Below are 23,874 nucleotides of genomic sequence, written 5' to 3'. Positions count from 1 at the left end.
AGAGTGAAATCGTCGTATTCACGGGCAGTCGGGACGGTGCCGGTGTCCGAGCGACGCGGCCCCTTGGCAAGCGACCCGGCGCGAGGCACGTTGCCCATGGGTCCGTGACGCCGTGAGGCCGTGAGCCTGTGGGTCCATGGCACCCGACGCCCATGAGCTCATGACGCCCGACCGAGATGCCTGCCACGGCCACAGAGGAGCGCACCGACATGACAGCGAAGATCCTCATCGTCACCGGCGACGCAGCGGAGTCGCTGGAAGTCCTCTACCCCTACCAGCGCCTGCGCGAGGAGGGCTACGAGGTCCACATCGCGGCCCCCGAGCGCAAGAAACTCCAGTTCGTCGTCCATGACTTCGAACCCGGCTTCGACACCTACACCGAGAAGCCCGGCTACACCTGGCCCGCCGATCTCGCCTTCTCCGAGGTCGATCCCGGCCAGTACGCGGCCCTTGTCATCCCCGGCGGCCGGGCCCCCGAGTACCTCCGCAACGATCCCGAACTCCGCAAGATCCTCAAATCCTTCTTCGACACGGACAAGCCCGTGGCCCAGATCTGCCACGGCCCCCTGCTCACCGCCGCGATCGACGGCCTGCGCGGCCGGCGCGTCACGGCGTACCCGGCGCTCGAACTCGACATGCAGTCCGCCGGCGCGACCTTCCAGGACGCCGAGACGGTGGTCGACGGCACCCTGGTCTCCGCCCGCGCGTGGCCTGATCACTCCAGCTGGATGCGGGAGTTCCTCACGGTGCTGCGGGCGAAGGCACCGGTGACGTGACCTTGGCGGTCGGCGTGACGTGACGGGGGGCGCGGTGTCTCTTCAGGTCAGGTGTCCCTTGAGACGCCGCCCGGTGTCCCTTGAGACGCCGCGTCTCTGAGCCGCCGCGCCTCTGAGGCACAGGGCCCTTGAGGCACGGTGCTTCAGAAGGCACGGTGTCTTTGAGTCGCCGCGCCGCGCAGCGTCACACCGGCCGACAGGTCACCGTCACGCCGCCAGCCGTTCCGCCTCCGCGACGGCCTCGGCCAGCGAGTCCACGACCGGCACGCCCACGACCTCGAGGCTGGCCCGGCTGTGCGAACCGCCGGTGTAGAGCACGGCCCGCGCGCCCACGTGCAGGGCGGCCACCGCGTCGTCGGCGGCATCGCCGATCACCACGGTGCGCGCGGGATCCACGCCTACCAGCGCCCCGAGGTGCCGCACCATGTGCTCGGCCTTGCTGCCGCCGGAGGGCCCGGTGCGCCCGTCGACCCGTATGAAGTGCGGCTCTATCCCGAACTCCCGTACCAGCGGGACGAGTTCGTCATGCCCGTACATGCTGAGGATCGACTGGCTGCGACCGGCCGTCCGCCACCTCACGAGCAGCTCCGCCGCGCCCTCGGTCAGCCCGCAGACGACCCGGTGCTCGGTGTAGTGCCGATGGAAGGCGTCGTCCATGACCTCCCACTCGGCGTCGGTGGGCAGCCGTCCCATCAGTCGCTCGTAGAACCTCGGCACCGGCACGCAGTACAGCGCCCGGTACTCCTCCATCGTGATCGGCGTCAGCCCCAACTCGGCGAACGCCGCGTTCGTCGCCCCGATGATCGCGTCATTGTCGTGGAACAGCGTGCCGTTCCAGTCCCAGACGATGTGCGCGCTTCCTTGCATCCCCATGCCAAAAAAGGTACCCGCCGCCACTGACAATCAAGAGAACAGCAGGTCAGAGGGCATCTTTCGGCACCGGGCAGGCTCAGTCGGCCAGCCCGACGAGGTTCGGGATCTCCTGCGTCGCGTACCAGAGCAGCTCGTGGTCCTCGGCCCCGTCCACGACGAACTGCGCGTCGTCGTCCCCGCGGTCCGCCGCCGGAAGCGCGTCGGCGGCGGCGCTCACGTCGCCCTCCGCATCGCCGAGATCCACGTGTACGGCCGCCGCCTTGCCCAGCGCCACCGTTCCGGCGACCCGCACCTCGCCGAGCGCCGCCGGGTCGAGTCCGCGGTCGGGGTCGGCGTGCGCGGTGCCGTCGGGTACGTCGACGGCGACCACGACCCGGCGCCGCGGTGCGTCGGGGTCGGCCGCCAGCAGCCGCAGCGAGGCCAGCGCGGCGCGGTTCAGCGCCGCGTACTCCAACTCCTCGATGTCGTCGGAGAGATACCACTCGCGCAGCGCGGGCGTCACGGCGTACGCGACGAAGGGTCCCGTCCCCAGCTCGCCCGTCTTGTACGCCTCGGCGAGACCGGAGAGGGTCAGGGGGACGTAGACGCGCATGACTGGCCGCTTTCGTAGTTCGGAGAGTGCCTCGGGGAGGACGGTTCCGCGGACGGTGCCGTGCCACCGGGAGGGCCTTCAGGATACGTGCGCGCGTCCCCCATCGAGTCCCCACCCACACCGTCCGAGGCGTCCACCCCACGCCGGAGATTCACCCTACGCACCCCTGCGGCTACGGGCTTCAGGCCCTCCCGATCACTCGGATAAGTGAACATTCCGGGCCCTCCGACCCGACCCACCCCTTCCTTGCCGCCCCCACCCATGGCCCCGTACAAGATCCCCAACCACGAAGTTACTTCCCGGTACATCCCGGGCCGACCACAACGGGGACCCCCATGCACAAGGTCATGACCAGGACCGCCCAGCACACCCCGACCCGCCCCCCGCCCCGCCGCGACCCCCGCCGCCCCGGCACGGGTACGCCTCGCGGGCAGGGTGGGGGTACGTCCCGCACGACGAACGCGGAGTCCCTGCCGGGCACGTCGTCCGGCGTCGGGGGCTCGCTTCCCACGACACCCGGAACCGAGGCGACCGACAGCGCGACCCCGGCGCCACGCGCAGCCGCCCCCTCCGCGACGACGGGACAAGGCGCAACCCGCACGGCTCCGGGAGACGGCCGCCCACCGGCCGCCCCGGGCCGCAGCCCCCGCACACCGGCGGCGGCCACGACGGCCCGAGGCGCAGCTCGTACGACGCCCACGGCCGCGTCGGGCCGGAGCGCAGCCCCGACGGCTCTCGCGCCGACGCCAGGTCGCGGCACAGCCCCCGCCACGCCCGCTCCCGCCGCATCCCACACCGTGCCCGCCCAAGCCGCCCCCAGCCGCGTTCCGCAGCCCCGCCCCACCGACCTCTTCGCCGACCGCCTCCTCGCCGTACTGAGCGGCCAACGGCCCGTCCACTGGATGCTCCGGCACACCGCAGGGCGTGCCTACGACGAACTGATCAGGCTCGCCGAACACGGCCCCCTGCGCGCCACCCGCGGCACCCGCCCGGTGGTCCGCGACATCGGCTACTACGTCGCCCGTCCGGGCGCCGTGGAGGCCTTCGCCCGCATCAGCACCGGTGACCAACTGAAGGCCATGGCCTTCCGCCTGGAACGGGGCACGGACCTCCGCTGGCGCTGCACGGCGGTAGAACTGGGCGGCCCCCGCGGCCCGCGCTCGGACGACGACTGAGGGGGCTGACGGCGGACCGGGGCCTACGGCGGCTGAGGCCGGGGCCGGGCCCGGGGCCAAGGCCAAAGCCGGGGCGCAGCCCTGCGCTGGCGCTGCACGGTGGTAGGGCTGGGCGGCCCCCGCGCCCCGCGCTCCGAGCCCGGGTCGGGGCCGAGCCCGGGTCGGGGCCGAGCCCGGGTCGGGGCCGAGCCCGGGTCGGGGCCGAGCCCGGGTCGGGGCCGAGTCCGGAGCCGGAGCCTAGAGCCGGAGGCCGGGCCGGAGCCAGCGCCGGAGCCCCGGCCCGAGCCAGAGGCCCGGGCCCCGAGCCGCCAAGGGCAGGTCGGGCAACAACCGCCCACCGCGCCAGTAGCCTCCGCCCGCGCCAGCCCCCCTCCCCGTCGCACCCCCGCGCCTGCCCGCAACCCGCCCGCCTGCACACCCGCACACCCGCACACCCGCACACCCGCACAAGGCAAACCCGCACAACGCACACACGCCAAAGGGCCAGGCACCTTCACGATGCCCGGCCCTTCAAGGTCTCTGCACGGGGAGCAGCCCCGACAGGCTCAACCCCTCACTCAGGGGCGCCCGTCACAGCTCGCCCCACGACCCGCGGAGCGCCCGTCACAGCTAGCCGCCCGACCCGCGGAGCGCCCGTCACTTCTTGCGGCGGCTACCCCGGCGCCCCTGCTTGCGGCGCTCCGCGCGCGTGAGGCCGTCCGCCTCGGAGCGCACGGGCTCGTCGTCGCTGGTGAAGTCGCCCTCGACGACACCGCCCTCGCCGTCCACGGTCGGCGCGGAGAAGTGCAGCCGGTCCGGCCGCTGCGGGGCGTCGAGCCCCTTGGCACGGATCTCGGGACGGGCGCTCGCCTGCGCGGGCACCGTGTCCTCCTTGTCGAGCGACGGCTTGTCGTCCTCAACGGGGACTTCCTCGACCTGCTGCTCGACCTGGACCTCCAGGTTGAACAGGTAGCCGGCGGACTCCTCCTTGATGCCGTCCATCATCGCGGTGAACATGTCGAAGCCCTCGCGCTGGTACTCGACCAGCGGGTCCTTCTGGGCCATCGCGCGCAGGCCGATGCCCTCCTGGAGGTAGTCCATCTCGTAGAGGTGCTCGCGCCACTTGCGGTCCAGGACCGACAGCACGACCCGGCGCTCCAGCTCACGCATGATCTCGGAGCCGAGCTGCTCCTCGCGCCCCTCGTACTGCTCGTGGATGTCGTCCTTGATGGACTCGGAGATGAACTCTGCGGTCAGACCGGCCCGGTCCCCGGCCGCCTCCTCCAGCTCCTCCACGGTGACCTTCACCGGGTAGAGCTGCTTGAACGCGCCCCACAGCCGGTCGAGGTCCCAGTCCTCCGGGAAGCCCTCGGAGGTCTCCGCGGTGATGTACGCGTCGATCGTGTCGTCCATGAAGTGCACGACCTGCTCCTGCAGGTCCTCGCCCTCCAGGACACGGCGCCGCTCGCCGTAGATGACCTCGCGCTGACGGTTGAGGACCTCGTCGTACTTGAGGACGTTCTTGCGGGTCTCGAAGTTCTGCTGCTCGACCTGCGACTGAGCGGACGCGATCGCGCGCGTGACCATCTTGTTCTCGATCGGCACGTCGTCCGGGACGTTCGCCATCGACATCACGCGCTCGACCATCTGGGCCTTGAACAGCCGCATCAGGTCGTCACCCAGGGAGAGGTAGAAGCGGGACTCGCCCGGGTCGCCCTGGCGGCCGGAGCGACCGCGCAGCTGGTTGTCGATACGACGCGACTCGTGCCGCTCGGTGCCGAGGACGTAGAGGCCGCCGAGGTCCTTGACCTCCTCGAACTCGTCCTTGACCGCCTGCTCGGCCCGCTCCAGGGCAGCAGGCAGTGCCTGGGCCCACTCCTCGATGTGCTCCTCGGGGTCGAGGCCGCTCTGGCGCAGCTCCGCCTCGGCGAGGTCGTCGGGGTTGCCGCCGAGCTTGATGTCCGTACCACGGCCGGCCATGTTGGTGGCGACCGTCACGGCACCCTTGCGGCCGGCCTGGGCGATGATCGGCGCCTCACGGTCGTGCTGCTTGGCGTTCAGCACTTCGTGCTGGATGCCGCGCTTTGCGAGCTGCTGCGAGAGGTACTCGGACTTCTCGACCGACGTCGTACCGACGAGGATCGGCTGGCCCTTCTCGTGCTTCTCGGCGATGTCGTCGACGACCGCCTCGAACTTCGCGACCTCGGTGCGGTAGATCAGGTCGGACTGGTCCTTGCGGACCATGGGCCGGTTGGTCGGGATCGGGACGACACCGAGCTTGTAGATCTGGTGGAACTCGGCGGCCTCGGTCATCGCCGTACCGGTCATGCCCGAGAGGTTGCTGTAGAGGCGGAAGAAGTTCTGCAGGGTGATCGTGGCAAGGGTCTGGTTCTCATCCTTGATGTCCACCCCTTCCTTCGCCTCGATCGCCTGGTGCATGCCCTCGTTGTAGCGGCGGCCGGCGAGGATACGGCCGGTGTGCTCGTCGACGATCATGACCTCGCCGTCGATGACGACGTAGTCCTTGTCCTTCTTGAAGAGCTCCTTCGCCTTGATGGCGTTGTTCAGGTAGCCCACCAGCGGGGTGTTCACCGACTCGTAGAGGTTGTCGATGCCCAGCCAGTCCTCGACCTTGCTGACACCGGCCTCGTGGATGGCCACCGTGCGCTTCTTCTCGTCGACGTCGTAGTCGGCCGTCTCTTCCAGGCCCTTGAGCGAGTTGCCGGCCTCGCCCTTCTTCAGGCGGGTGACCAGCTTGGCGAAGTCGCCGTACCACTTGGTGGCCTGGTCGGCCGGCCCGGAGATGATCAGCGGCGTACGGGCCTCGTCGATGAGGATGGAGTCGACCTCGTCGACGATCGCGAAGTTGTGGCCGCGCTGCACCAGCTCGTCCTGCGACCACGCCATGTTGTCGCGCAGGTAGTCGAAACCGAACTCGTTGTTCGTGCCGTAGGTGATGTCGCACGCGTACTGCTCGCGACGCTGGGTCGGCGTCATGTTGGCGAGGATGCAGCCGACCTCGAGGCCCAGGAACTTGTGGATGCGGCCCATCATCTCGGAGTCGCGCTCGGCCAGGTAGTCGTTGACCGTGATGATGTGGACGCCGTCTCCGGAGAGGGCGTTCAGATATGCGGGCAGGGTGCCGACCAGGGTCTTGCCCTCGCCGGTCTTCATCTCGGCGACGTAGCCGAGGTGCAGCGCCGCGCCGCCCATCATCTGCACGTCGTAGTGGCGCTGGCCAAGGACGCGCTTGGCGGCCTCGCGCACGGTGGCGAACGCCTCGGGCAGCAGGTCGTCCAGGGTCTCACCATCGATGTAGCGCTGCTTGTACTCCTCGGTGAGGGCCTTCAGCTCGGCGTCGGAGAGGTCGACGAAGTCCTCTTCGATGGAGTTGACCTGGTCCGCGATGCGGTGCAGTTTGCGCAGGATCTTGCCTTCGCCTGCACGCATGATCTTCGAGAGGACGGACACGGGGGTTGGTCTCCTTGCCGGTCGGGCCTGGGACGGTCGGTTTCCAATGACATAACTGAGCAACGGACATCGTATGCGAGGACCCCGCCGGGCCGGGAGGCCTGTCGGGGACGCCGACCGTCCACTCCTTCAAATCTGCTTCAAAGGGGACAACGGCCGGGGGTCGCCGATGGTGCCGTGTCCCTCCGAGGAATTGCGCGAAATGTGATCACCCGCTCACACAGCGCAAAAGCATGGCGTCCTTGTGCGCCCCCGAGCAGAATCGGCCGATGGAACCCGTCACGCTCACGACCGACCGTCTCCTCCTGCGCAGCGTCGGCCCGCAGGACACCGACGTCGTGTATTCCGCCGCCCAGGACCCCGAGATCCAGCGCTGGACGACGATCCCCTCGCCCTATCTCCTGGAGCACGCGCAGAGTTTCACCGAGCAACTGGTGCCCGAGGGTTGGGCGAACTGTTCGATGTTCACCTTCGGTGTCTTTCTCCTCGAAGGGGAGTTGGTGGGCATGCTCGCCATCACGATGCGTTCCCTGGGTGTCGGCGAGGTCGGCTTCTGGGCCACGAAGCAGTACCGGGGCAACGGCTACATCACCGAGGCGACCGTCGCCGTCTCCCGCTGGGCGTTCACCCGGCTGTCGATCGACCGCGTGGAATGGCGCGCGGAGGTAGGCAACAGGGGCTCCCGCACGGTCGCCGAGCACGCCGGCTTCACTGTCGAGGGCACACTCCGCTCCGCGATCAACAACAAGGGCGTACGACGGGACTGCTGGGTCGCCTCCCTGCTCCCGTCCGACCTGGGCCTGCCGTCGACGGCACCGTACCTGCCCGCCCAGCCGTAGCACGGCGAATCCGCAGGTCAGCCCGCATTGTCAGTGGCACCCTCTATCGTGCGGAGACATGACGAGTGCCCCGCGCCCCACGACCGACCTGTCGGCAGACGACGCCCGCCGCATCGCCCTGCGCGCCCAGGGTTTCCTCGGTGTCCCCGACCGCCGCGCGGGTGTGCGCGGCGTGCTCCGCCATCTCGGCGCGGTCCAGCTCGACACCATCTCGGTCCTCGCCCGCTCCCACGAACTGATCCCGTACGCCCGCCTCGGCGCCGTCCCCCGCAAGACGGTCGAGGACGCGTACTGGACCCAGACACACGCCTTCGAGTACTGGTCCCACGCCGCCTGCATCCTCCCCGTGGAGGAGTGGCCCCACTTCGCCTTCCGGCGCCGCGCCTACCGCAGCCGCCCGCACTGGAACCACGACCTCCCGGACGGCACCTACGACCAGGTCATCAAACAGCTCCGCGCCGAAGGCCCCCTCACCTCCACGGAGTTGGGCGGCGCCAAGCGCACCAGCGAGTGGTGGGACTGGTCCGGCGCCAAGGTCGCCGTCGAGCGCGCGCTCATGTACGGCGAGGTGGTCTGCGTACAGCGCCGCGGCTGGAAGCGGGTGTACGACCTCGCCGAGCGCGCGATCCCGGAGCCGCTGCTGCACGACGAGTTGGATGACACCGAGTGCCTCCGCCGTCTGGTCCGGCTGGCGGGACAGTCCCTGGGCGTCGGCACACGCGCGGACATCGCCGACTACCACCGCCTCAAGGGCGAGCAGGTCGACGCGGTGATCGCCGACTCGGGCCTGGTCCCGGTCACGGTCGAGGGCTGGGGCAAGCCCGCCTGGGCCGACCCGACGGCCCTGGAGACACCCCCGCGAGGCCGGCACCGCACCACACTCCTGTCCCCGTTCGACTCCCTGATCTGGGAGCGGGCACGCACAGAGCGGATCTTCGGCGTCACCCACCGCCTGGAGGCCTACGTCCCCAAACCGAAGCGCGTCTACGGCTACTTCGCGATGCCGGTCCTCGCCGGCGGCCGGCTGGTCGGCCGGGTGGACCCGGCGCGGGAGGGCCGCACCCTGGTCGCCAAGCAGGTCACCCTGGACGGCGCGAAGGCCGTTCCGTCCGTGGCCCAGGCCCTGGTCGAGGCCGCGAGCTGGGTGGACTGCACGGACGTACGCGTGGAGCGGGTCGACGCCCCCGAGCTCCGCACACCCCTCGTCGGCGAACTCACGCGCCTCCTGGCCTGAGCGTCACCGGATCTGTCACCGGATCTCGAGGATCTTCTCCCGCATCGCGTAGACCACCGCCTCCATCCTGGAGTGCAGCTGGAGCTTCTCCAGGATGTTGCGCACATGGTTCTTCACGGTGTTCTCGGAGATGAACAACTGCTTGGCGATATCGCGGTTGTTCATTCCGGTGGCGACGAGTTTGAGAACCTCCAGCTCACGGTCGGTGAGCCGCGGCGCCGGCACCAGTCGGCGCTCGTCGGTGCGCTGGATCATCGACTTGAACTCGGTGAGCAGTTTCGACGCCATGGAGGGGCTGATCTGCGACTGTCCGTCGGCCACGGCGCGAATGGCGGTGGCCACTTCGTCGGTCGAGATCTCCTTGAGGAGATAACCCGTCGCACCCGCCTTGATCGCGTCGTAGAGATCGGCCTCTTCGTCGCTGATCGTCAGCATGATGATCTTCGCGCTGGGCGCCACCTCCTTGATGGAGGTGCACGCCTCGATTCCGCCCCGCTTCGGCATCCGCACATCCATCAGGACGATGTCCGGCAGCAGATCCGCGGCCTTGTCCACGGCCTCGGCTCCGTCCCCCGCCTCGCCGACGACCTGGATGTCCTCCTCGGCCGCCAGCACGATCTCCAGGCCTCGACGGAAGAGGGCGTGGTCGTCCACGACAAGGACTCTGATCGGCTCCTTGCGTGTCGAGCCCGCTTCCGGGCCCATGGTGACGACGCCGTCGGCATCCTCGACATGCATCGGTCCGAAGCTGTCCGCCATCGTTCCTCCCCCTGAAGGCTGTGGCCTGTGGTCCTGCGCCATCGCCAACCCAAGGCAGCGGCCCACCGGTTGGGCCCTGTACGGCCATGATTCCATGCCCGGACGACAGTGCGGTCACGGAGCGGGGCGCGAAGTGGTCGCACACCGGTGCCCCTGGGGGCGCACACGCGCTCCAGGGGCACCGGCTCAGTTGTCGGCCGGGGTGGTCAGCCGCCCAGCGTGCCGCCCGCCGCGGGCGGTTGTGCCTGCGTGACCATCGGGTCCGTGCTCAGGTGGATGACGCCGTAGTCGTAGGCGTGCCGTCGGTAGACGACGCTCGGCTCCTTGGTCTCGGAGTCGACGAACAGGTAGAAGTCGTGTCCGACCAGTTCCATCTCGTAGAGGGCCTGGTCGAGGGACATCGGAGAGGCGACGTGGGTCTTCTCGCGGACGACGAGGGGGCCTTCGCCCTTCACTTCCAGCGAGCCGATCTTCTTGGTGGGCACGCCGTCCGACTGCTCGTCCGGCGCGGCGTGGCCGTTGCCGTTGAGCGTCGCCGCGCCCGGGACGTGGTCGGGGACCTCGGCGGCCGTGAGCCGACGGGCACCGCGGCGCGTGTGACGCTTGTCGTGCTGCTTGCGCAGCCGGGCATCCAGCTTCTCCGCCGCGAGGTCGAGCGCCGCGTACGGATCGTTGGCCGATGCCTCCGCCCGGATCACCGGACCGCGGGAGCGGAGCGTGATCTCCACTCGGTCACAACGGTCGGCCTGTCGGGGGTTGGGCTCCTTGGACACCTCGACGTCGAGGCTGATCACCTTGCCGTCGAGCTTCTGGATCTTCTCCAGCTTCAGCTTCTCGGCCACGTGCTTGCGGAACCGCTCGGGCACCTCGGTCTTGCGGCCCTTGACGACGATGTCCACGCAGAACTCCGTTCCCGGATCGCTCCGCTTCGCTGCGGAGCGTCTCCCTTTTGCACCAGGCTCCGGTCACCCCGGAACCTCGGACTCGGTGACTTCCACCTCCTCCTCCCCCATGGGCAAGATCTCCACCCCATGGCCGCGGGTGATTGCAGAAAACCCACAGCACGGCATTCGGATAGGAGAGGTGCGGCCTGCGCCTTTCTCTCACAACCGAACATATCTCGCCCGGACGGATGTCGTCACCCTCTACCGCGGTGTACCTCCGTTCAGGTGAATTGCTCCTGTCGTTACCTGCAACGACGCAAGTTCGCAGTCAGTTCCGGTTTATTTCGAAGGAATCCGGCGACGCGGCGATCACCGCCGCGCAGATCAGGTCACCTGGGCCGTTCACACCCACGATTCCCGGTGCACTGAGTGCCATGTTCCTCCCGTTCTCCATTGATCTCTCGATGTGTTCCCCTCTGCCTTCCCGGGACACACGCGAGTACACAGCCGCAGTCGCTCGAACTGCTCCCCCGCACGCGATCGCCTCACGGACGGCACGCGCCGCCTCCCTCAAGGAGGCCCCTGTCGTCATCAGGTCGTCGACGAGCACCACCCGTCCCCCGGCCAGCAACCGGGCACCACCCGCGACGACCTCCAGCGCACCCGCGAGATTGTCCAGCCGCTGCCGCGAGTTGAGCCCCGACTGATCGGCCACCCACCGCCGCTGCCGCAACACGGCCACTACCCGGGCCGGAGTCCCCGCCCGCCGCAACTCCCCCGCCGCCGCCAACGCGATCCGCCGCGCCGGATCATGCCCCCGAGCCCGCACGGCCCCACGCGCGGAGGGCACGGGGACGAGCAAAACGGGCGCGTCACCGCCACGCGGGGAGCGGGCATGGCCGACGTACGCCGGTTGCCCCGCCGGAACCTGGCCTGCCTGGCGCTGCCGCGCCTGAGCCGGCCCGACCTGCGGCTGATCGGCCTGAGTCCCAAGTCCTTGCACGAAGCCCCCGTCCAACCCCGCCACATCCCCGTCCACCCTCGCCACATCCCCGTACACCCCCGCCAACCCCCCATCCAGCCCCGCCAGGCCCCCATGACCCTCCACCCGGCACTCCCACAGCCCCGCCCTCACAGCGCCCGCCAGAGCCGCACCCAGTGGCCCCGCGAGGGTCAGCGCCCCTCGTTCCTTGTGGGCGAGGAGCATGGCGCGCACCTCGTCCGCGTAGGGGGCGGCCGCATACGTCGCCGGTAGCCCGGTCGGCTCAGGCATCGGTCGTACCCGGCTCGGTACGGCCCCGTTCAGAGCGGCACGGCACTCCGGGCAGAGCACCGTGCGAGGCATCCCGCAGCCTCCGCACTCGGCCGGCAGCACCAGATCCGTGAGGTCCCGCCACCACCCCCGCATGCCCACCACTGTGCCAACGCCCTCGCCGACCGGCCACCCCTGTGGACAACCGCCTGTGGACAACCACACGCAACCGTCGACGACCGTCCCTCACACGAGTGCACAGCCGCCCCGGAACACACGAACGGCCGCCTCCACCAGGCCTCGGCCCGGCCGGAGACGGCCGCTTTCGCTGCACCTCAGCGCTTCAGTGCGTCAGCCCGGATAGACCGGCGCCGACCCCGTCTTGACCACCTTCTGCCACTGCGCCCCGGTGGGCAGCCGTACGATCCCGTCCTCCGAGTCAGCCACCAGCGGCAGCTTGTCGTCCTCGGACGCGGCGATCTCCTTCACCCCGGTCAGGGCCGCCGGCGCCGGACCCTCCGGTGTGGAGCCGTCGACCTGGACGTACCGCATCTGCAGCACACCCTGTTGCTCGCGGCCCACCACCACGAGCCGGCTGTCCCCGGCCCACGACATGGCCGTGATCTCCTCCAAGTCCGGGGTGGCGGAACGCAGTTCGAGGACGGAGACCACCGGCTGCTCACCGGTCGCCCCGGTCCGCTGGATCCGCCCGATGAACAGGGACCGCTTGCCGTTCTTCTCCACGACGAGCGCGATCCGCACCCCGTCGGCGGCCACCCGTACCGATTCGACACGGCCGTCCAGCCCCGGCATCTCCACCGTGATGGGCTGTCCCGCGCCCTTCTGCAGCAGGAGCAGCCGGGGGTTCTTCGGGTCCCGGTCGGCCACCCAGAGGTCGCCCTGCGCGTCCCAGCTGGGAGCCGTCAGCCGGTCGTCCTCCGTCTTGCCCTGGCTGGTCAGGACGGGGTCGCCGAGCGACGCGCCCGACACCAGCGACCCGACGTAGAGCGACTTCCCGTCGAGGCCGACCCCGGCCGCCGACTCCTCGTCACGCGACACCGCCACGGATCCCAGCTGTGTGTCGCCCGTGCCCAGCGCGCCCGGCACCGGATCGGCGTGCGTGCCATGGCCGTCGCTGGGCATCCGCACCAGCCGGTGCTTGTCGTCGAGGAAGTACAGGTACTCGGGTTGCTTGATGGGGCCGTGGGCCGCGAAGTCCTTGGCGTCGCTCTCGTCGAGCAGGCACAACTGCGCGCCGTTGGCGGCCTGCAGCTCGACCTTGTCCACCGTCGGCGTCATGGTCTGGAGCGTGTAGAGGATCTGCGTCGCCATCTCGTTGCAGCGGGCCAGCCCCACCCGCGAGGCCTTCTGGTTCAACGGGACCGTCAGCTTGTTCTGGTCGTCGGGCGTCAGCGCGGTGACGCCCTTCTGCAGTGCCGTCCCGGTGGGGAAGCTCGACCTGACCACGGGCCCGAGCCAGCTGGTGGGCCCGTTGAGGAGGGACCGCACCATCTGCGTCATGGGGTCCACCCGCCGCCGTACGAACACGGGGTCCGCCACGGCGATCGGCTCCGAGGTCGCTCCGGCCGTCGTGTTCGACGCGAAGTAGTACTTGTTGACCGACATGTAGTTGCGCTGGAAGTCCGAGTTGCCCATGACGACGCCCTGGGGCAGCGCGTCGATGCGCCACTGCCCGCTCTTCGCGTCCCTCGTCAGGTGCACCCGCTGGCTGTACCGCCCGTCCGCCGGCGAGTACGCCTGCTGCGAGTCCACCGTGGCGACCCGGTCGCCGGTCAGCGTGTACGTGAAGGTGTCGTTGTCCTCCCGGCCGCCGGGGTTGCGGACGGGCTCCGTGCTCGGCCCGCCGGCGAGCACCGTGGTGGACAGCTCCGGCTGCCAGCCCCGCGCCGCCTTGGCGGTCAGGTACATGCGTGCCGTCTTGTAGCGCGGATCGTCGCTGGTCAACGCCTCCAGGAAGCCCTGCACGATCTCCGCCTGCGACGCGTCCTCCTGGGGAGGCATCGCGAAAACCCGCACCTGGGTGTCCTGTCGCGGCGTCGACTCGACTCCCCGCAGGTCCCCGCTGTCGGGCATCGAGGCACATCCCGCCAGCACTACGACGCCGCACGCGATGTACGCCACCGCGCGTGCCGGCTTCCGCCGGGCGCCCCCCTCGCGGTCAGCGCCCACGAGATGCCTCCCCCTGCTTGTTCGAGTTCTCCGGTGCGGCGGCCGGGTCCGTGCTGCTCACGCTGTCGCCCCGAGGCGTGTCCGCTGCTGGCCTGTCCTCCTGCCGCCGGGTGCCGCCGGTCGGCCGGGGCACCACGCGCGCGCCATTGCCGGGCAGCGCCGTCGGGTCCGCCGTGGGAGTCGCGGCGGTCAGCCTGGGAGCGATCGGGTTCCGCGCGGGTATCGGCGGCCCTTGGTCGCCCATCGGCTGCACCGGGACCGTCGCGCGCTTGTCCCCGCCCCCGCTCGGCAACCCGGCGTCATTAAGTCCACGATTACGGCGCGAGTCCTTGGGTTCCAGGGGTATCGGTGAGCCCCGGAGCGGTTCGTCCGCGGTCCGCGGCAGCGTCAGCCTGAACTGCGACCCGCCGCCCGGCTCACCCCATGCCTGCAGCCAGCCGCCGTGCAGCCGCGCGTCCTCCAGGGCGATGGACAACCCCAGTCCCGTACCGCCGGTGGTACGCGCGCGTGCCGGGTCCGCCCGCCAGAAGCGGCTGAACACCCGGGTCGCCTCACCGGGCTTGAGCCCGACTCCGTAGTCGCGCACCGCGATGGCGACCGCCCCGCCCGCCGTGGCGAGCTTGACGACGACGTCCTTGCCGTCGCCGTGCTCCACGGCGTTGACGACGAGATTGCGCAGCACCCGCTCCACCCGCCGGGCATCGGCCTCGGCGACCACGGGCTGCTGGTCGCCGACGACCCGTATCGTCGTACCCTTGCGCTCGGCCAGCGGCTCGGCGCCGCTGAGCACCCGCCGTACGACCTCCCTGAGGTCTATCGGCTCGGCCTCCAGGGCCGCTGCTCCCGCGTCGAAGCGGCTGATCTCCAGCAGATCCGCGAGCAGCGTCTCGAACCGGTCCAGCTGGTCGGCCAGCAGTTCGGCCGACCGCGCGGTCATCGGATCGAAGTCCACGCGCGCGTCATGGATGACATCAGCCGCCATGCGTACGGTCGTCAGCGGCGTCCGCAACTCGTGCGACACGTCGGACACGAACCGCCGCTGCATCCGCGAGAGGTCCTCCAGCTGCTGGATCTTCAGCTGGAGGTTCTGCGCCATCTTGTTGAAGGCCTCGCCGAGCCGCGCGATGTCGTCCTCGCCGGTGACCTTCATCCGCTCCTGGAGGCGCCCGGCGGACAGCCGCTCGGCGATCCCGGCGGCCATCCGCACCGGCGTGACGACCTGCCGCACCACGAGCCAGGCGATGGCCCCGAGCAGTACGACGACGAAGAGCCCGGCCGTGGCCAGGGTGCCCTTGACCAGGCTGAGGGACTTCTCCTCCTGGGTGAGCGGGAAGAGGTAGTACAGCTGGTACGGATCGCCGTTCGGGTCGTTGACCTGCTTGCCCACGACCAGCGCCGGCTGGGACTCCTTGCCGTTGCTGTAGATGATGCGCGTGTAGCTCTGGGCCGCCGTCGTACGGTCGTTGACCCGCGCGCGCAGGTCCTCGGGCACGCTCGCGGACGGGTCGACGTATCCGGAACCGCGCGGGCTGCGACCGCCGCCGCTGTCGGCGCCCGCGGGCAACGTCACCACGTCGAAGGCGCCCTGACCGCCGCTGGACAGCGACGACACGAGGTCGCTCATCCAGGAGATGACGTTCTGCGAGGAGTTGCCGTCGGTCGCGGAACCGTCGTCGGCGGTCCCGCTGGCCGCCTCGTCGGCCTTCTGCTTGGCCACGGCGAAGCCGCCCGTGGCCTGGCTCTGGGAGGCCTTCACCTTGGCGTCCAGCAGGCCGTTGCGCACCTGGCCGATGACGACGAAGCCCAGCAGCAGGACGACGCCCAGCGACATCAGCAGGGTCGTGACGACGACCTTGAGCTGGATGTTGCGCCGCCACAGCCGCATGACGGGCAGCAGCGGCCGGCGCACCCAGCGCATGAACAGGCGGAGGACCGGGCTGCCCTGGACCCCGCCCTGCAGCAGCCCGCCCTCCAACAGGCGTCCCCAGCGGGAGCCCGCAGCCTTCCGGCCGACAGGCCGCTCCGCGCGGGCCCCGGTCCCCCCGGGCGCCGAAGCGGCACTGTCCTTGGACATGTCAGCTCGGTCCCGCCTTGTAACCGACCCCGCGGACGGTCACCACGATCTCCGGCCGCTCCGGGTCCTTCTCGACCTTGGAGCGCAGCCGCTGGACATGCACGTTGACCAGCCGGGTGTCCGCAGCGTGCCGGTAGCCCCAGACCTGCTCCAGGAGCACCTCACGCGTGAACACCTGCCACGGCTTGCGGGCCAGCGCGACCAGCAGGTCGAACTCCAGCGGCGTCAGCGCGATCGACTGCCCGTCCCGCTTCACGGAGTGACCGGCCACGTCGATGACCAGATCGCCTATGGCGAGCTGCTCGGGCGCCGGCTCCTCGGACCGCCGCAGCCGCGCCCGGATCCGGGCGACCAGCTCCTTCGGCTTGAACGGCTTCACGATGTAGTCGTCCGCGCCCGACTCCAGGCCGACCACGACATCGACGGTGTCGCTCTTCGCCGTGAGCATCACGATCGGCACCCCGGACTCCGCCCTGATCAGGCGGCACACCTCGATACCGTCCCGTCCGGGCAGCATCAGGTCCAGGAGCACCAGGTCGGGCTTGCTCTCACGGAAAGCGGCCAGCGCCTTGTCGCCATCAGCTACGAAAGACGGCTCAAAACCTTCACCACGCAACACAATGCCGAGCATCTCGGCCAGTGCGGTGTCGTCATCGACGACAAGGACTCGTCCCTTCATAAACGACATCATCCCATTAACTAAATCGTTACCTGTCGTGACCTGTCACACAGCTCTGCGAGCGCCCCCGCAGTCACGGGCGAAACGGCGCCTTCTTCGGTGACGATCGCCGTCACCAGCTCGGGAGGCGTCACATCGAACGCCGGGTTGTACGCCTGGGTCCCCAGCGGTGCCACCGGAATTCCCCCTCCCGCTCCCGACATCGTCACCTGGGGTGACGTGATCTCCGTCACCTCGAACCCGGGACGCTGCTCCACCTCGATGGACGCTCCGTCCGGCGTGTCCGGATCCACCGTCGTCACCGGCGCCACCACGATGAACGGCACATGGTGGTACCGGGCGAGCACAGCGAGCGGATAGCTCCCCACCTTGTTCGCCACCGAACCGTCGGCAGCAATCCGGTCCGCCCCGATCAGCACCGCATCCACCTCCCCGGCCGCGAACAAAGAGCCCGCCGCGTTGTCCGTGAGCAAGGTGTACGCCATACCGTTGCGCGCCGCCTCATACGCCGTCAGGCGAGCACCTTGCAGCAACGGACGCGTTTCGTCCACCCAGAGCCGCCTCAGCCGCCCCTCCCGGTGCGCCGCGAGCGCGACCGCGAAGGCCGTGCCCTCGCCGCCCGACACCAGCGCTCCGGTGTTGCAGTGGGTCAGAATCCGGTGCCCACCGCCGGGCAGCAGCTCGTCCAGCAGGACCAGCCCGTGCGCGGCCATCCGCGCGCTGGCCTCGGCGTCCTCCCGGTGCAACCGCCGCGCCGCCGCCAGCGCGGCCCCTGCCGCCCGCGCGGAATCGCCTCCCTTGGCCACCGCGTCGCGGTGCGCGGCCTGAGCTCTGCGCACGCCGACGGAGAGGTTCACCGCGGTGGGCCGGGCGCCCGCCAGCGCCCTTGCGGCCTCGTCCACGTCGAAGCCCCGCGCGGCGGCGAGCGCGACGCCGTAGGCCCCCGCGATGCCGAGCAGCGGCGCCCCGCGCACCGCAAGCGAACGGATCGCGTCCACCAGCGCGGACGCGTCCGTGCACACCAGCTCGACCTCCTCGGCCGGCAGCCTCGTCTGGTCGAGAAGGACCAGCACAGGGCCCTCGGGGGGCTCGTCCCAGCGGATCGCGGGTATCTCGGTCGGCCGGCCGTCCTCGCCGGATTGCGCGTACTGATCAGCCATGCGGTCAGTCTGCCCCGTATCCGGCGGACAATTGAAGGTGTCCAGCCCCTACCGCGGCCGGTCACCGCTCGACCACCCCATGGCACGATGGCTGCCAACCTGCCGCCGCGCCCGCGGACGGGCACCGTGAAGGAGCGACGATGAACGACACTCCGGGCTGGGCCTCGCCCGGATCCGCCCCGCCCGACGGGCCGGAGCCCGGCGCGTCCGGCCCGGCCGAACCCTCGGACGGTCCCGGCCCCGCGCAGCCCGCGGACCAGCCGGGCACGGACCCGTCGGGCTCCGGCCCGCAGTGGTCCAAGGAGCAGCCGCCACCCGGCCAGTGGTCCGCGCCCACCGGCACCCCGGGTCAGGGCCAGGCACCGCCGCCCCCACCCCCGGGCCCGGGCTGGGGCGGCGCTCACCCCGGCGGCCCGGCCGGCCCCGGAGGCCCTGGGGGCTACGGCGGTGCTGGGGGATACGGAGGCTACGGCGGTCCCGGCGGTTACGGCGCTCCCGGCGGCTGGGGAGCCGGCTGGGGCGGCCCCCCGCCCGCGGCCAAGCCCGGTGTCATCCCGCTCCGCCCGCTCGGTGTGGGCGAGATCCTCGACGGCGCCGTCTCCACCATGCGCACCTACTGGCGCACGGTCCTGGGCGTCTCGCTCACCGTCGCCGTCGTCATGCAGACCATCGTCGTCCTGGTGCAGGGCTTCGCGTTCAGCGACCTCGCCAGCACCAACGCCCTCGACGACCCGAACGCCAGCACCTCCGAAGTGACCCGCGCCATGAGCGAGGCCTTCCTCAGCACCGGCGTCGTCTACTTGGTCGTCCTCATCGGCACCGTCGTCGCCACCGCCCTGCTCACGGCGGTCACCAGCCGCGCCGTACTCGGCAAGCCGGTCACCGCCGGAGAGGCCTGGCGCGACGCCCGGCCCCAGCTGCTCAAGCTGTTCGGCCTGATCTGCCTGCTGCTCCTCATGGCCGTCGCCCTGATCGGCGTCCCCACCGTGCCCGGCATCGTCGTGGCCGTCACGGGATCGCAGGACGCGGGCATCGCGCTCGCCGTCATCGGTGGCCTCGCCGGCTCCGTCGTCACCCTGTGGCTGGCGATCCGCTTCTCCCTGGCCTCGCCCGCGCTGATGCTGGAGAAGCAGGGCATCGTGAAGTCGATGAGCCGCTCCGCGAAGCTGGTGCGCGGCTCCTGGTGGCGCATCTTCGGCATCCAACTGCTCGCCCAGATCATCGCGAGCATCCTGTCGTCCATCCTCGTGATCCCGTTCGCCTTCATCGCCGGGCTGTCGAGCGGCGACGGCCTCAGCGGCCTCGTGAACGGCACCGGCGACGTCGGCTGGGCGTTCCTCATCATCAGCGGTCTCGGCTCGGTGATCGGCCGCATGATCGCGTTCCCGATCACGGCGGGCGTCACCGTCCTCCTGTACATCGACCAGCGCATCCGCCGCGAGGCCCTCGACCTCGACCTGGCCCGTGCCGCCGGCGTCCAGGACTACGGCACCGCCGCCCACGGCCCCACCCCGGGGAGCTGATGCGGTGAGCCTGGCGGGGGGAGTTCTCACATCGGTACCCGCGGCGCTGCCGCATGCCGTCGAATCGGCCGTAGGGACGCTGCTGCGCGCCCACGGCACAGCCGTACAGTCGTCGCTCCTCTCGGGCGACGAGCCGCCGGTGACGATCCCGCGCGACCCCGCGCGGGAGGCCGCCCGGCGTGAACTGTCCAAGCAGATGTACCACGCAAACGACCCCGGCCTGGCGCAGCGAGCCCTGAACGCCATCTCGGACTGGGTCGACAAACTCTTCAGCAGGGCGTCGGAGGCCACACCCGGCGGCACACTCGGCCTGGTCGTCGTCATCCTGGCCGTCCTCGCGGTCGGGGCCGCCCTGTGGTGGCGCCTGGGCACCCCACGCCGCCAACCCGTCTCCGCCGCCGCCCTGTTCGAGGACAGCCCGCGAAGCGCCGCCGAACACCGCTCGGCCGCCGAGGCGCATGCCGCCCAGGGACACTGGAACCCCGCCGTGCAGGAACGCATGCGTGCCATTGTCCGATCCCTGGAGGAGCGAGCCCTGCTCGACGTCCGCCCCGGCCGCACCGCCGACGAGGCAGTGGCGGAAGCCGGCCGCGCACTGCCCTCGCACACGGCCGAACTGCGCGCCGCCGCCCGACACTTCGACGACGTGACGTACGGCGGGCGCAACGCGAGCGAGCAGTCGTACCGCCGCATCGCCGAACTCGACCGCGACCTGGAGCGGACCAGGCCCGTCCTCACCAGCAGCGCCCACAACACGGCCCACCACACCAGCCAGGGGGCCGCCGAATGACCACGGAGGCGACGCTTCCCGCCACCTCGGCCTCGCCGACCGCCCGCCAGGTGTGGACCCGCGCGCGGGGCATCGTCCTCGCGCTCGTGGTCCTCCTCGCGGCCGCCGTGGCGATCGCCGCGATCCGCTCCGACGCCCGGCACGGCGCCCTCGACCCGCGCTCCGCCGACCCCTACGGCAGCCGCGCCGTCGCCGAACTCCTCGGCGACCGGGGCGTGTCCACGCGCGTGGTCACCACCCTGGCCCAGGCCCGCACCGCGGCCGGCCCGGACACCACCCTCCTGGTCGCCGCCCCCGATCTGCTGACCAAGCGTCAACAGTCCGGCCTGCACGCGGCGTTCGCGAACTCCGGCAGCCGTACGGTCCTCGTCGCCCCCAGCAGCCCGTCCCTGGGGCGACTCGCCCCCCAGGTCACCGTGGACGCCGGGCCCAGCTTCGACTCGCCGCTCTCCCCCGACTGCTCGATGCCGGCCGCCCAGCGCGCGGGCGACGCGGAGACCGGCGACTACAGGTACACGACCACCGCCACAGACGCCGACGAGTGCTACCCCAGCGACGGCCGTCCGACCCTGCTCCGGCTCCCGGACGCGTCCGGGAGCGGCGACACCGTCGTCATCGGCGCGCCCGACATCCTCTTCAACAAGCGTCTCGACAAGCAGGGCAACGCCTCGCTCGCCCTCCAACTCCTCGGCTCGCGCCCCCATCTGGTCTGGTACCTCCCCTCGCTGTCCGACATCTCGGCCACCGACTCCGGCAGCCAGAGCTTCTTCGACCTGCTCCCCTCGGGCTGGCTCTGGGGCACCCTGCAACTGTTCATCGCCGCAGCCCTGGCCGCCCTGTGGCGGGCACGCCGACTCGGCCCCCTGGTGCCCGAGAAACTCCCCGTGGCGATCCGCGCCTCCGAAACCGTCGAAGGCCGCGCCCGCCTCTACCGCAAGGCCAACGCCCGCGACCGCGCGGCCACCGCCCTGCGCTCCACCACCCGCACTCGCCTCGCCCCCCTCGTAGGCGTCCCCGTCTCCCAGGCGCACGCGCCCGAGTCCCTGCTCCCCGCGCTGTCCGCCCACCTCCACGGCGACGGACAGACCCTGCACGCCCTCCTCTTCGGCCCGCCGCCCAGCGACGACGCGGCCCTCATCGCACTTGCCGACCAACTCGACGCCCTCGAAAGAGAGGTACGCCATTCATGATGGACCCGACCACTGACAACGCCGGGATCACGGGGAATCCGGACACCGCCCGAGCCTCCCTCGAATCCCTGCGCGCCGAGATCGCCAAAGCCGTGGTCGGCCAGGACCCCGCCGTGACCGGCCTCGTCGTCGCCCTCCTCTGCCGCGGACACGTTCTCCTAGAAGGAGTCCCTGGAGTCGCCAAAACGTTGCTCGTCCGCGCCCTCGCGTCCGCACTCGAACTCGACACCAAGCGCATCCAGTTCACCCCGGACCTGATGCCGAGCGACGTCACCGGCTCCCTGGTCTACGACACGCGCTCCGCCGAGTTCCGCTTCCAGCCCGGCCCGGTCTTCACCAACCTCCTCCTCGCGGACGAGATCAACCGCACCCCTCCCAAGACCCAGTCGTCCCTCCTCGAAGCGATGGAGGAACGCCAGGTCACCGTCGACGGCACCCCGCGCCCGCTCCCCGACCCGTTCCTGGTCGCCGCGACGCAGAACCCCGTCGAGTACGAGGGCACGTACCCCCTCCCCGAGGCCCAACTCGACCGCTTCCTTCTCAAACTGACGATCCCTCTCCCCTCCCGCCAGGACGAGATCGACGTCCTCACCCGCCACGCCGAGGGCTTCAACCCGCGCGACCTCCGCGCCGCCGGCCTGCGCCCCGTAGCGAACGCGGCCGACCTCGAAGCAGCCCGCGCGGCCGTCGCCAAGACGACGATCTCCCCCGAAATCACCGCCTACGTAGTGGACATCTGCCGCGCCACCCGCGAATCGCCGTCCCTCACCCTCGGCGTGTCCCCGCGCGGCGCCACCGCCCTCCTGGCCACCTCGCGCGCGTGGGCGTGGCTCACGGGCCGCGACTACGTCATCCCCGACGACGTGAAGGCCCTGGCACTCCCCACCCTCCGCCACCGCGTACAGCTGCGCCCCGAGGCCGAGATGGAGGGCGTGACGGCGGACTCCGTCATCAACGCGATCCTCGCCCACGTCCCGGTCCCCCGCTGATGGCCCTCACCGGACGCGCCGCCCTCCTCGCAGCCCTGGGCTCCCTCCCCGTAGGCATCTGGGAACCCAGCTGGACGGGCATCCTGGCCGTCAACGCCCCCTTGGCGGTGGCCTGTGCCTGCGACTTCGCCCTGGCCGCCCCCGTACGTCGCCTGAGCCTGACCCGCTCGGGCGACACCTCCGTACGCCTGGGCGAATCCGCAGACGTCACCCTGACGGTCACCAACCCGTCCCGCCGCCTGCTACGAGCCCGCATCCGCGACGCCTGGCCCCCCAGCACCTGGCTCCCGGGCACAGAATTCGCCGCATCCCGCCACCGCCTGACGGTCCCGCCCGGCGAACGCCGCCGCCTCACCACCCGCCTACGCCCCACCCGCCGAGGCGACCGCCAAGCAGACCGAGTGACAATCCGCTCCTACGGCCCCCTCGGCCTCCTCACCCGCCAAGGCACCCACACGGCCCCCTGGGCGGTACGCGTCCTGCCCCCGTTCACCAGCCGCAAGCACCTCCCGTCGAAACTCGCCCGCCTGCGCGAACTCGACGGCCGCACCAGCGTGCTGACCCGCGGCGAAGGCACAGAATTCGACAGCCTGCGCGAATACGTCCCCGGCGACGACACCCGCTCCATCGACTGGCGCGCCACCGCCCGCCAAACGACGGTCGCAGTACGCACGTGGCGCCCCGAACGCGACCGCCACATCCTCCTCGTCCTCGACACCGGCCGTACCTCGGCGGGCCGCGTCGGCGACGCCCCCCGCCTCGACTCCTCCATGGACGCGGCCCTGCTCCTGGCAGCCCTCGCGTCCCGCGCCGGCGACCGCGTGGACCTCCTCGCCTACGACCGCCGGGTCCGCGCCCTCGTCCAGGGCCGCACGGCACGTGACGTACTCCCGTCACTGGTCAACGCGATGGCGACACTCGAACCGGAACTCGTCGAAACAGACGCCCGAGGCCTGGCAGCCACCGCGATCCGTACCGCACCGCGCCGCTCCCTGATCGTCCTGCTGACAAGCCTCGACACGGCCCCTGTCGAAGAGGGCCTGCTCCCCGTGCTCTCCCAACTCACCCAGCGCCATACGGTTCTGGTGGCATCCGTGGCAGATCCGCACATAGCCCGCATGGCCACTGCCCGTGGAACCACGGAGGCGGTCTACGAGGCGGCAGCCGCGGCACGCGCCCAGACCGAACGCGACCGCACCGCGGAAAAACTCCGCCGGCACGGCGTCACCATCGTCGACGCAACACCGGACGCCCTTGCTCCGGCACTGGCGGACGCGTATCTCGCTCTCAAGAGTGCGGGACGTCTGTAATACGCGCGGAAAGCCCTGCTTGAAAAAGCAGGGCCTCTAAACGCAGAAAACCCCTGTACCGAATAAACGGTACAGGGGTTTTCGCAATATTTGTTCGGCGGCGTCCTACTCTCCCACAGGGTCCCCCCTGCAGTA

At 70.7% G+C, this 23,874-nt stretch carries 19 protein-coding genes; 9 read left to right on the top strand and 10 right to left on the bottom strand.

All coding sequences use genetic code 11. The annotated features are described in order from the left end of the window. Nucleotides 1–209: 209 nt before the first annotated feature. A complete protein-coding gene (locus OO70_RS32715) occupies nt 210–776 on the top strand; it encodes a DJ-1/PfpI family protein (protein ID WP_019056759.1) in 567 nt (188 codons plus the stop codon). Between the two features lie 207 nt (nt 777–983). On the opposite strand, the gene OO70_RS32710 is transcribed toward OO70_RS32715, so the two are convergent. Together OO70_RS32710 and OO70_RS32705 are read right to left on the bottom strand one after the other, a co-directional pair. Then, nucleotides 984–1,649 (bottom strand): HAD family hydrolase, encoded by a 666-nt coding sequence (locus OO70_RS32710; RefSeq protein ID WP_043679247.1) that lies wholly within the window; start codon nt 1,647–1,649, stop codon nt 984–986. A 76-nt stretch (nt 1,650–1,725) separates the two neighbouring features. Then, nucleotides 1,726–2,241 (bottom strand): DUF6912 family protein, encoded by a 516-nt coding sequence (locus OO70_RS32705; protein WP_043679244.1) that lies wholly within the window; start codon nt 2,239–2,241, stop codon nt 1,726–1,728. 347 nt (nt 2,242–2,588) lie between these two features. On the opposite strand from OO70_RS32705, the gene OO70_RS56235 reads away from it, so the two are divergent. Then, the gene (locus OO70_RS56235) at nt 2,589–3,416 is read left to right on the top strand and encodes an Rv3235 family protein (protein WP_234337003.1); all 828 of its coding nucleotides are present in this window, start codon (nt 2,589–2,591) and stop codon (nt 3,414–3,416) included. A 636-nt stretch (nt 3,417–4,052) separates the two neighbouring features. On the opposite strand, the gene secA is transcribed toward OO70_RS56235, so the two are convergent. After that, nucleotides 4,053–6,866 carry a preprotein translocase subunit SecA gene (secA, locus tag OO70_RS32695; RefSeq protein WP_043679239.1) on the bottom strand — a complete coding sequence of 938 codons (2,814 nt, stop codon included), beginning with the start codon at nt 6,864–6,866 and terminating at the stop codon, nt 4,053–4,055. Nucleotides 6,867–7,135: 269 nt separating this feature from the next. On the opposite strand from secA, the gene OO70_RS32690 reads away from it, so the two are divergent. Continuing rightward, the gene (locus tag OO70_RS32690) at nt 7,136–7,705 is read left to right on the top strand and encodes a GNAT family N-acetyltransferase (RefSeq protein ID WP_043679236.1); all 570 of its coding nucleotides are present in this window, start codon (nt 7,136–7,138) and stop codon (nt 7,703–7,705) included. 58 nt (nt 7,706–7,763) lie between these two features. Beyond that, nucleotides 7,764–8,939: a winged helix-turn-helix domain-containing protein gene (locus OO70_RS32685; protein ID WP_043679234.1), complete on the top strand. Its 1,176-nt coding sequence runs from the start codon at nt 7,764–7,766 to the stop codon at nt 8,937–8,939. A 15-nt stretch (nt 8,940–8,954) separates the two neighbouring features. Here the strand turns inward: OO70_RS32685 and OO70_RS32680 are convergent, their stop codons facing one another. The 7 genes from OO70_RS32680 to mtnA all read right to left on the bottom strand — a co-directional run bounded on the left by OO70_RS32680 (nt 8,955) and on the right by mtnA (nt 17,937). Then, nucleotides 8,955–9,698 carry a response regulator gene (locus OO70_RS32680; protein WP_043679232.1) on the bottom strand — a complete coding sequence of 248 codons (744 nt, stop codon included), beginning with the start codon at nt 9,696–9,698 and terminating at the stop codon, nt 8,955–8,957. A gap of 206 nt (nt 9,699–9,904) precedes the next feature. Further along, nucleotides 9,905–10,597, bottom strand: a complete 693-nt coding sequence (hpf, locus tag OO70_RS32675; protein ID WP_043679231.1) for a ribosome hibernation-promoting factor, HPF/YfiA family — start codon at nt 10,595–10,597, stop codon at nt 9,905–9,907. 313 nt (nt 10,598–10,910) lie between these two features. Then, nucleotides 10,911–11,990: a ComF family protein gene (locus OO70_RS55490; RefSeq protein WP_043679229.1), complete on the bottom strand. Its 1,080-nt coding sequence runs from the start codon at nt 11,988–11,990 to the stop codon at nt 10,911–10,913. Nucleotides 11,991–12,185: 195 nt separating this feature from the next. Next, complete coding sequence (locus tag OO70_RS32665; RefSeq protein ID WP_043679226.1) at nt 12,186–14,024, bottom strand: LpqB family beta-propeller domain-containing protein; 1,839 nt, start codon at nt 14,022–14,024, stop codon at nt 12,186–12,188. Continuing rightward, complete coding sequence (mtrB, locus tag OO70_RS32660; RefSeq protein ID WP_043679223.1) at nt 14,014–16,098, bottom strand: MtrAB system histidine kinase MtrB; 2,085 nt, start codon at nt 16,096–16,098, stop codon at nt 14,014–14,016. The genes OO70_RS32665 and mtrB overlap by 11 nt, the downstream gene beginning before the upstream one ends. A 1-nt stretch (nt 16,099) precedes the next feature. Then, nucleotides 16,100–16,789, bottom strand: a complete 690-nt coding sequence (gene mtrA, locus OO70_RS32655) for a two-component system response regulator MtrA (RefSeq protein ID WP_187284748.1) — start codon at nt 16,787–16,789, stop codon at nt 16,100–16,102. Nucleotides 16,790–16,797: 8 nt separating this feature from the next. Then, nucleotides 16,798–17,937, bottom strand: coding sequence for an S-methyl-5-thioribose-1-phosphate isomerase (mtnA, locus tag OO70_RS32650; protein WP_043679217.1), 1,140 nt, complete (start codon nt 17,935–17,937; stop codon nt 16,798–16,800). A 140-nt stretch (nt 17,938–18,077) separates the two neighbouring features. Between mtnA and OO70_RS32645 the strand changes: the two genes are divergently transcribed. Genes OO70_RS32645 through OO70_RS32625 form a run of 5 tightly spaced genes read left to right on the top strand, consistent with a single transcriptional unit; the run spans nt 18,078 to nt 23,739 of the window. Next, complete coding sequence (locus tag OO70_RS32645) at nt 18,078–19,460, top strand: DUF7544 domain-containing protein (protein ID WP_043679214.1); 1,383 nt, start codon at nt 18,078–18,080, stop codon at nt 19,458–19,460. A gap of 4 nt (nt 19,461–19,464) precedes the next feature. Beyond that, nucleotides 19,465–20,250 carry a DUF4129 domain-containing protein gene (locus OO70_RS32640; protein WP_043679211.1) on the top strand — a complete coding sequence of 262 codons (786 nt, stop codon included), beginning with the start codon at nt 19,465–19,467 and terminating at the stop codon, nt 20,248–20,250. Continuing rightward, nucleotides 20,247–21,440, top strand: a complete 1,194-nt coding sequence (locus tag OO70_RS32635) for a DUF4350 domain-containing protein (RefSeq protein ID WP_043679208.1) — start codon at nt 20,247–20,249, stop codon at nt 21,438–21,440. Before OO70_RS32640 ends, OO70_RS32635 begins: the two co-directional genes overlap by 4 nt. Next, a complete protein-coding gene (locus OO70_RS32630) occupies nt 21,440–22,429 on the top strand; it encodes an AAA family ATPase (protein WP_106971804.1) in 990 nt (329 codons plus the stop codon). Before OO70_RS32635 ends, OO70_RS32630 begins: the two co-directional genes overlap by 1 nt. Continuing rightward, entirely contained in the window at nt 22,429–23,739 is a 1,311-nt protein-coding gene (locus tag OO70_RS32625) for a DUF58 domain-containing protein (RefSeq protein WP_043679202.1), read from the top strand. The genes OO70_RS32630 and OO70_RS32625 overlap by 1 nt, the downstream gene beginning before the upstream one ends. Nucleotides 23,740–23,874: the final 135 nt, after the last annotated feature.

It is taken from the genome of Streptomyces xylophagus, from assembly GCF_000716435.1.
Taxonomy (GTDB): Bacteria; Actinomycetota; Actinomycetes; order Streptomycetales; family Streptomycetaceae; genus Streptomyces; species Streptomyces xylophagus.
This window is presented reverse-complemented; position numbering and strand designations above follow the sequence as displayed.

Bases quoted from the DNA above. Each gene is read 5' to 3' on its own strand.
- OO70_RS32715 (WP_019056759.1), top strand. From the start codon at position 210: ATGACAGCGAAGATCCTCATCGTCACCGGCGACGCAGCGGAGTCGCTG.
- OO70_RS32710 (WP_043679247.1), bottom strand. From the start codon at position 1,649: ATGGGGATGCAAGGAAGCGCGCACATCGTCTGGGACTGGAACGGCACG.
- OO70_RS32705 (WP_043679244.1), bottom strand. From the start codon at position 2,241: ATGCGCGTCTACGTCCCCCTGACCCTCTCCGGTCTCGCCGAGGCGTAC.
- OO70_RS56235 (WP_234337003.1), top strand. From the start codon at position 2,589: ATGACCAGGACCGCCCAGCACACCCCGACCCGCCCCCCGCCCCGCCGC.
- OO70_RS32690 (WP_043679236.1), top strand. From the start codon at position 7,136: ATGGAACCCGTCACGCTCACGACCGACCGTCTCCTCCTGCGCAGCGTC.
- OO70_RS32685 (WP_043679234.1), top strand. From the start codon at position 7,764: ATGACGAGTGCCCCGCGCCCCACGACCGACCTGTCGGCAGACGACGCC.
- OO70_RS32680 (WP_043679232.1), bottom strand. From the start codon at position 9,698: ATGGCGGACAGCTTCGGACCGATGCATGTCGAGGATGCCGACGGCGTC.
- OO70_RS55490 (WP_043679229.1), bottom strand. From the start codon at position 11,990: ATGCGGGGGTGGTGGCGGGACCTCACGGATCTGGTGCTGCCGGCCGAG.
- mtrB (WP_043679223.1), bottom strand. From the start codon at position 16,098: ATGTCCAAGGACAGTGCCGCTTCGGCGCCCGGGGGGACCGGGGCCCGC.
- mtrA (WP_187284748.1), bottom strand. From the start codon at position 16,789: ATGATGTCGTTTATGAAGGGACGAGTCCTTGTCGTCGATGACGACACC.
- mtnA (WP_043679217.1), bottom strand. From the start codon at position 17,937: ATGGCTGATCAGTACGCGCAATCCGGCGAGGACGGCCGGCCGACCGAG.
- OO70_RS32645 (WP_043679214.1), top strand. From the start codon at position 18,078: ATGAACGACACTCCGGGCTGGGCCTCGCCCGGATCCGCCCCGCCCGAC.
- OO70_RS32635 (WP_043679208.1), top strand. From the start codon at position 20,247: ATGACCACGGAGGCGACGCTTCCCGCCACCTCGGCCTCGCCGACCGCC.
- OO70_RS32630 (WP_106971804.1), top strand. From the start codon at position 21,440: ATGGACCCGACCACTGACAACGCCGGGATCACGGGGAATCCGGACACC.
- OO70_RS32625 (WP_043679202.1), top strand. From the start codon at position 22,429: ATGGCCCTCACCGGACGCGCCGCCCTCCTCGCAGCCCTGGGCTCCCTC.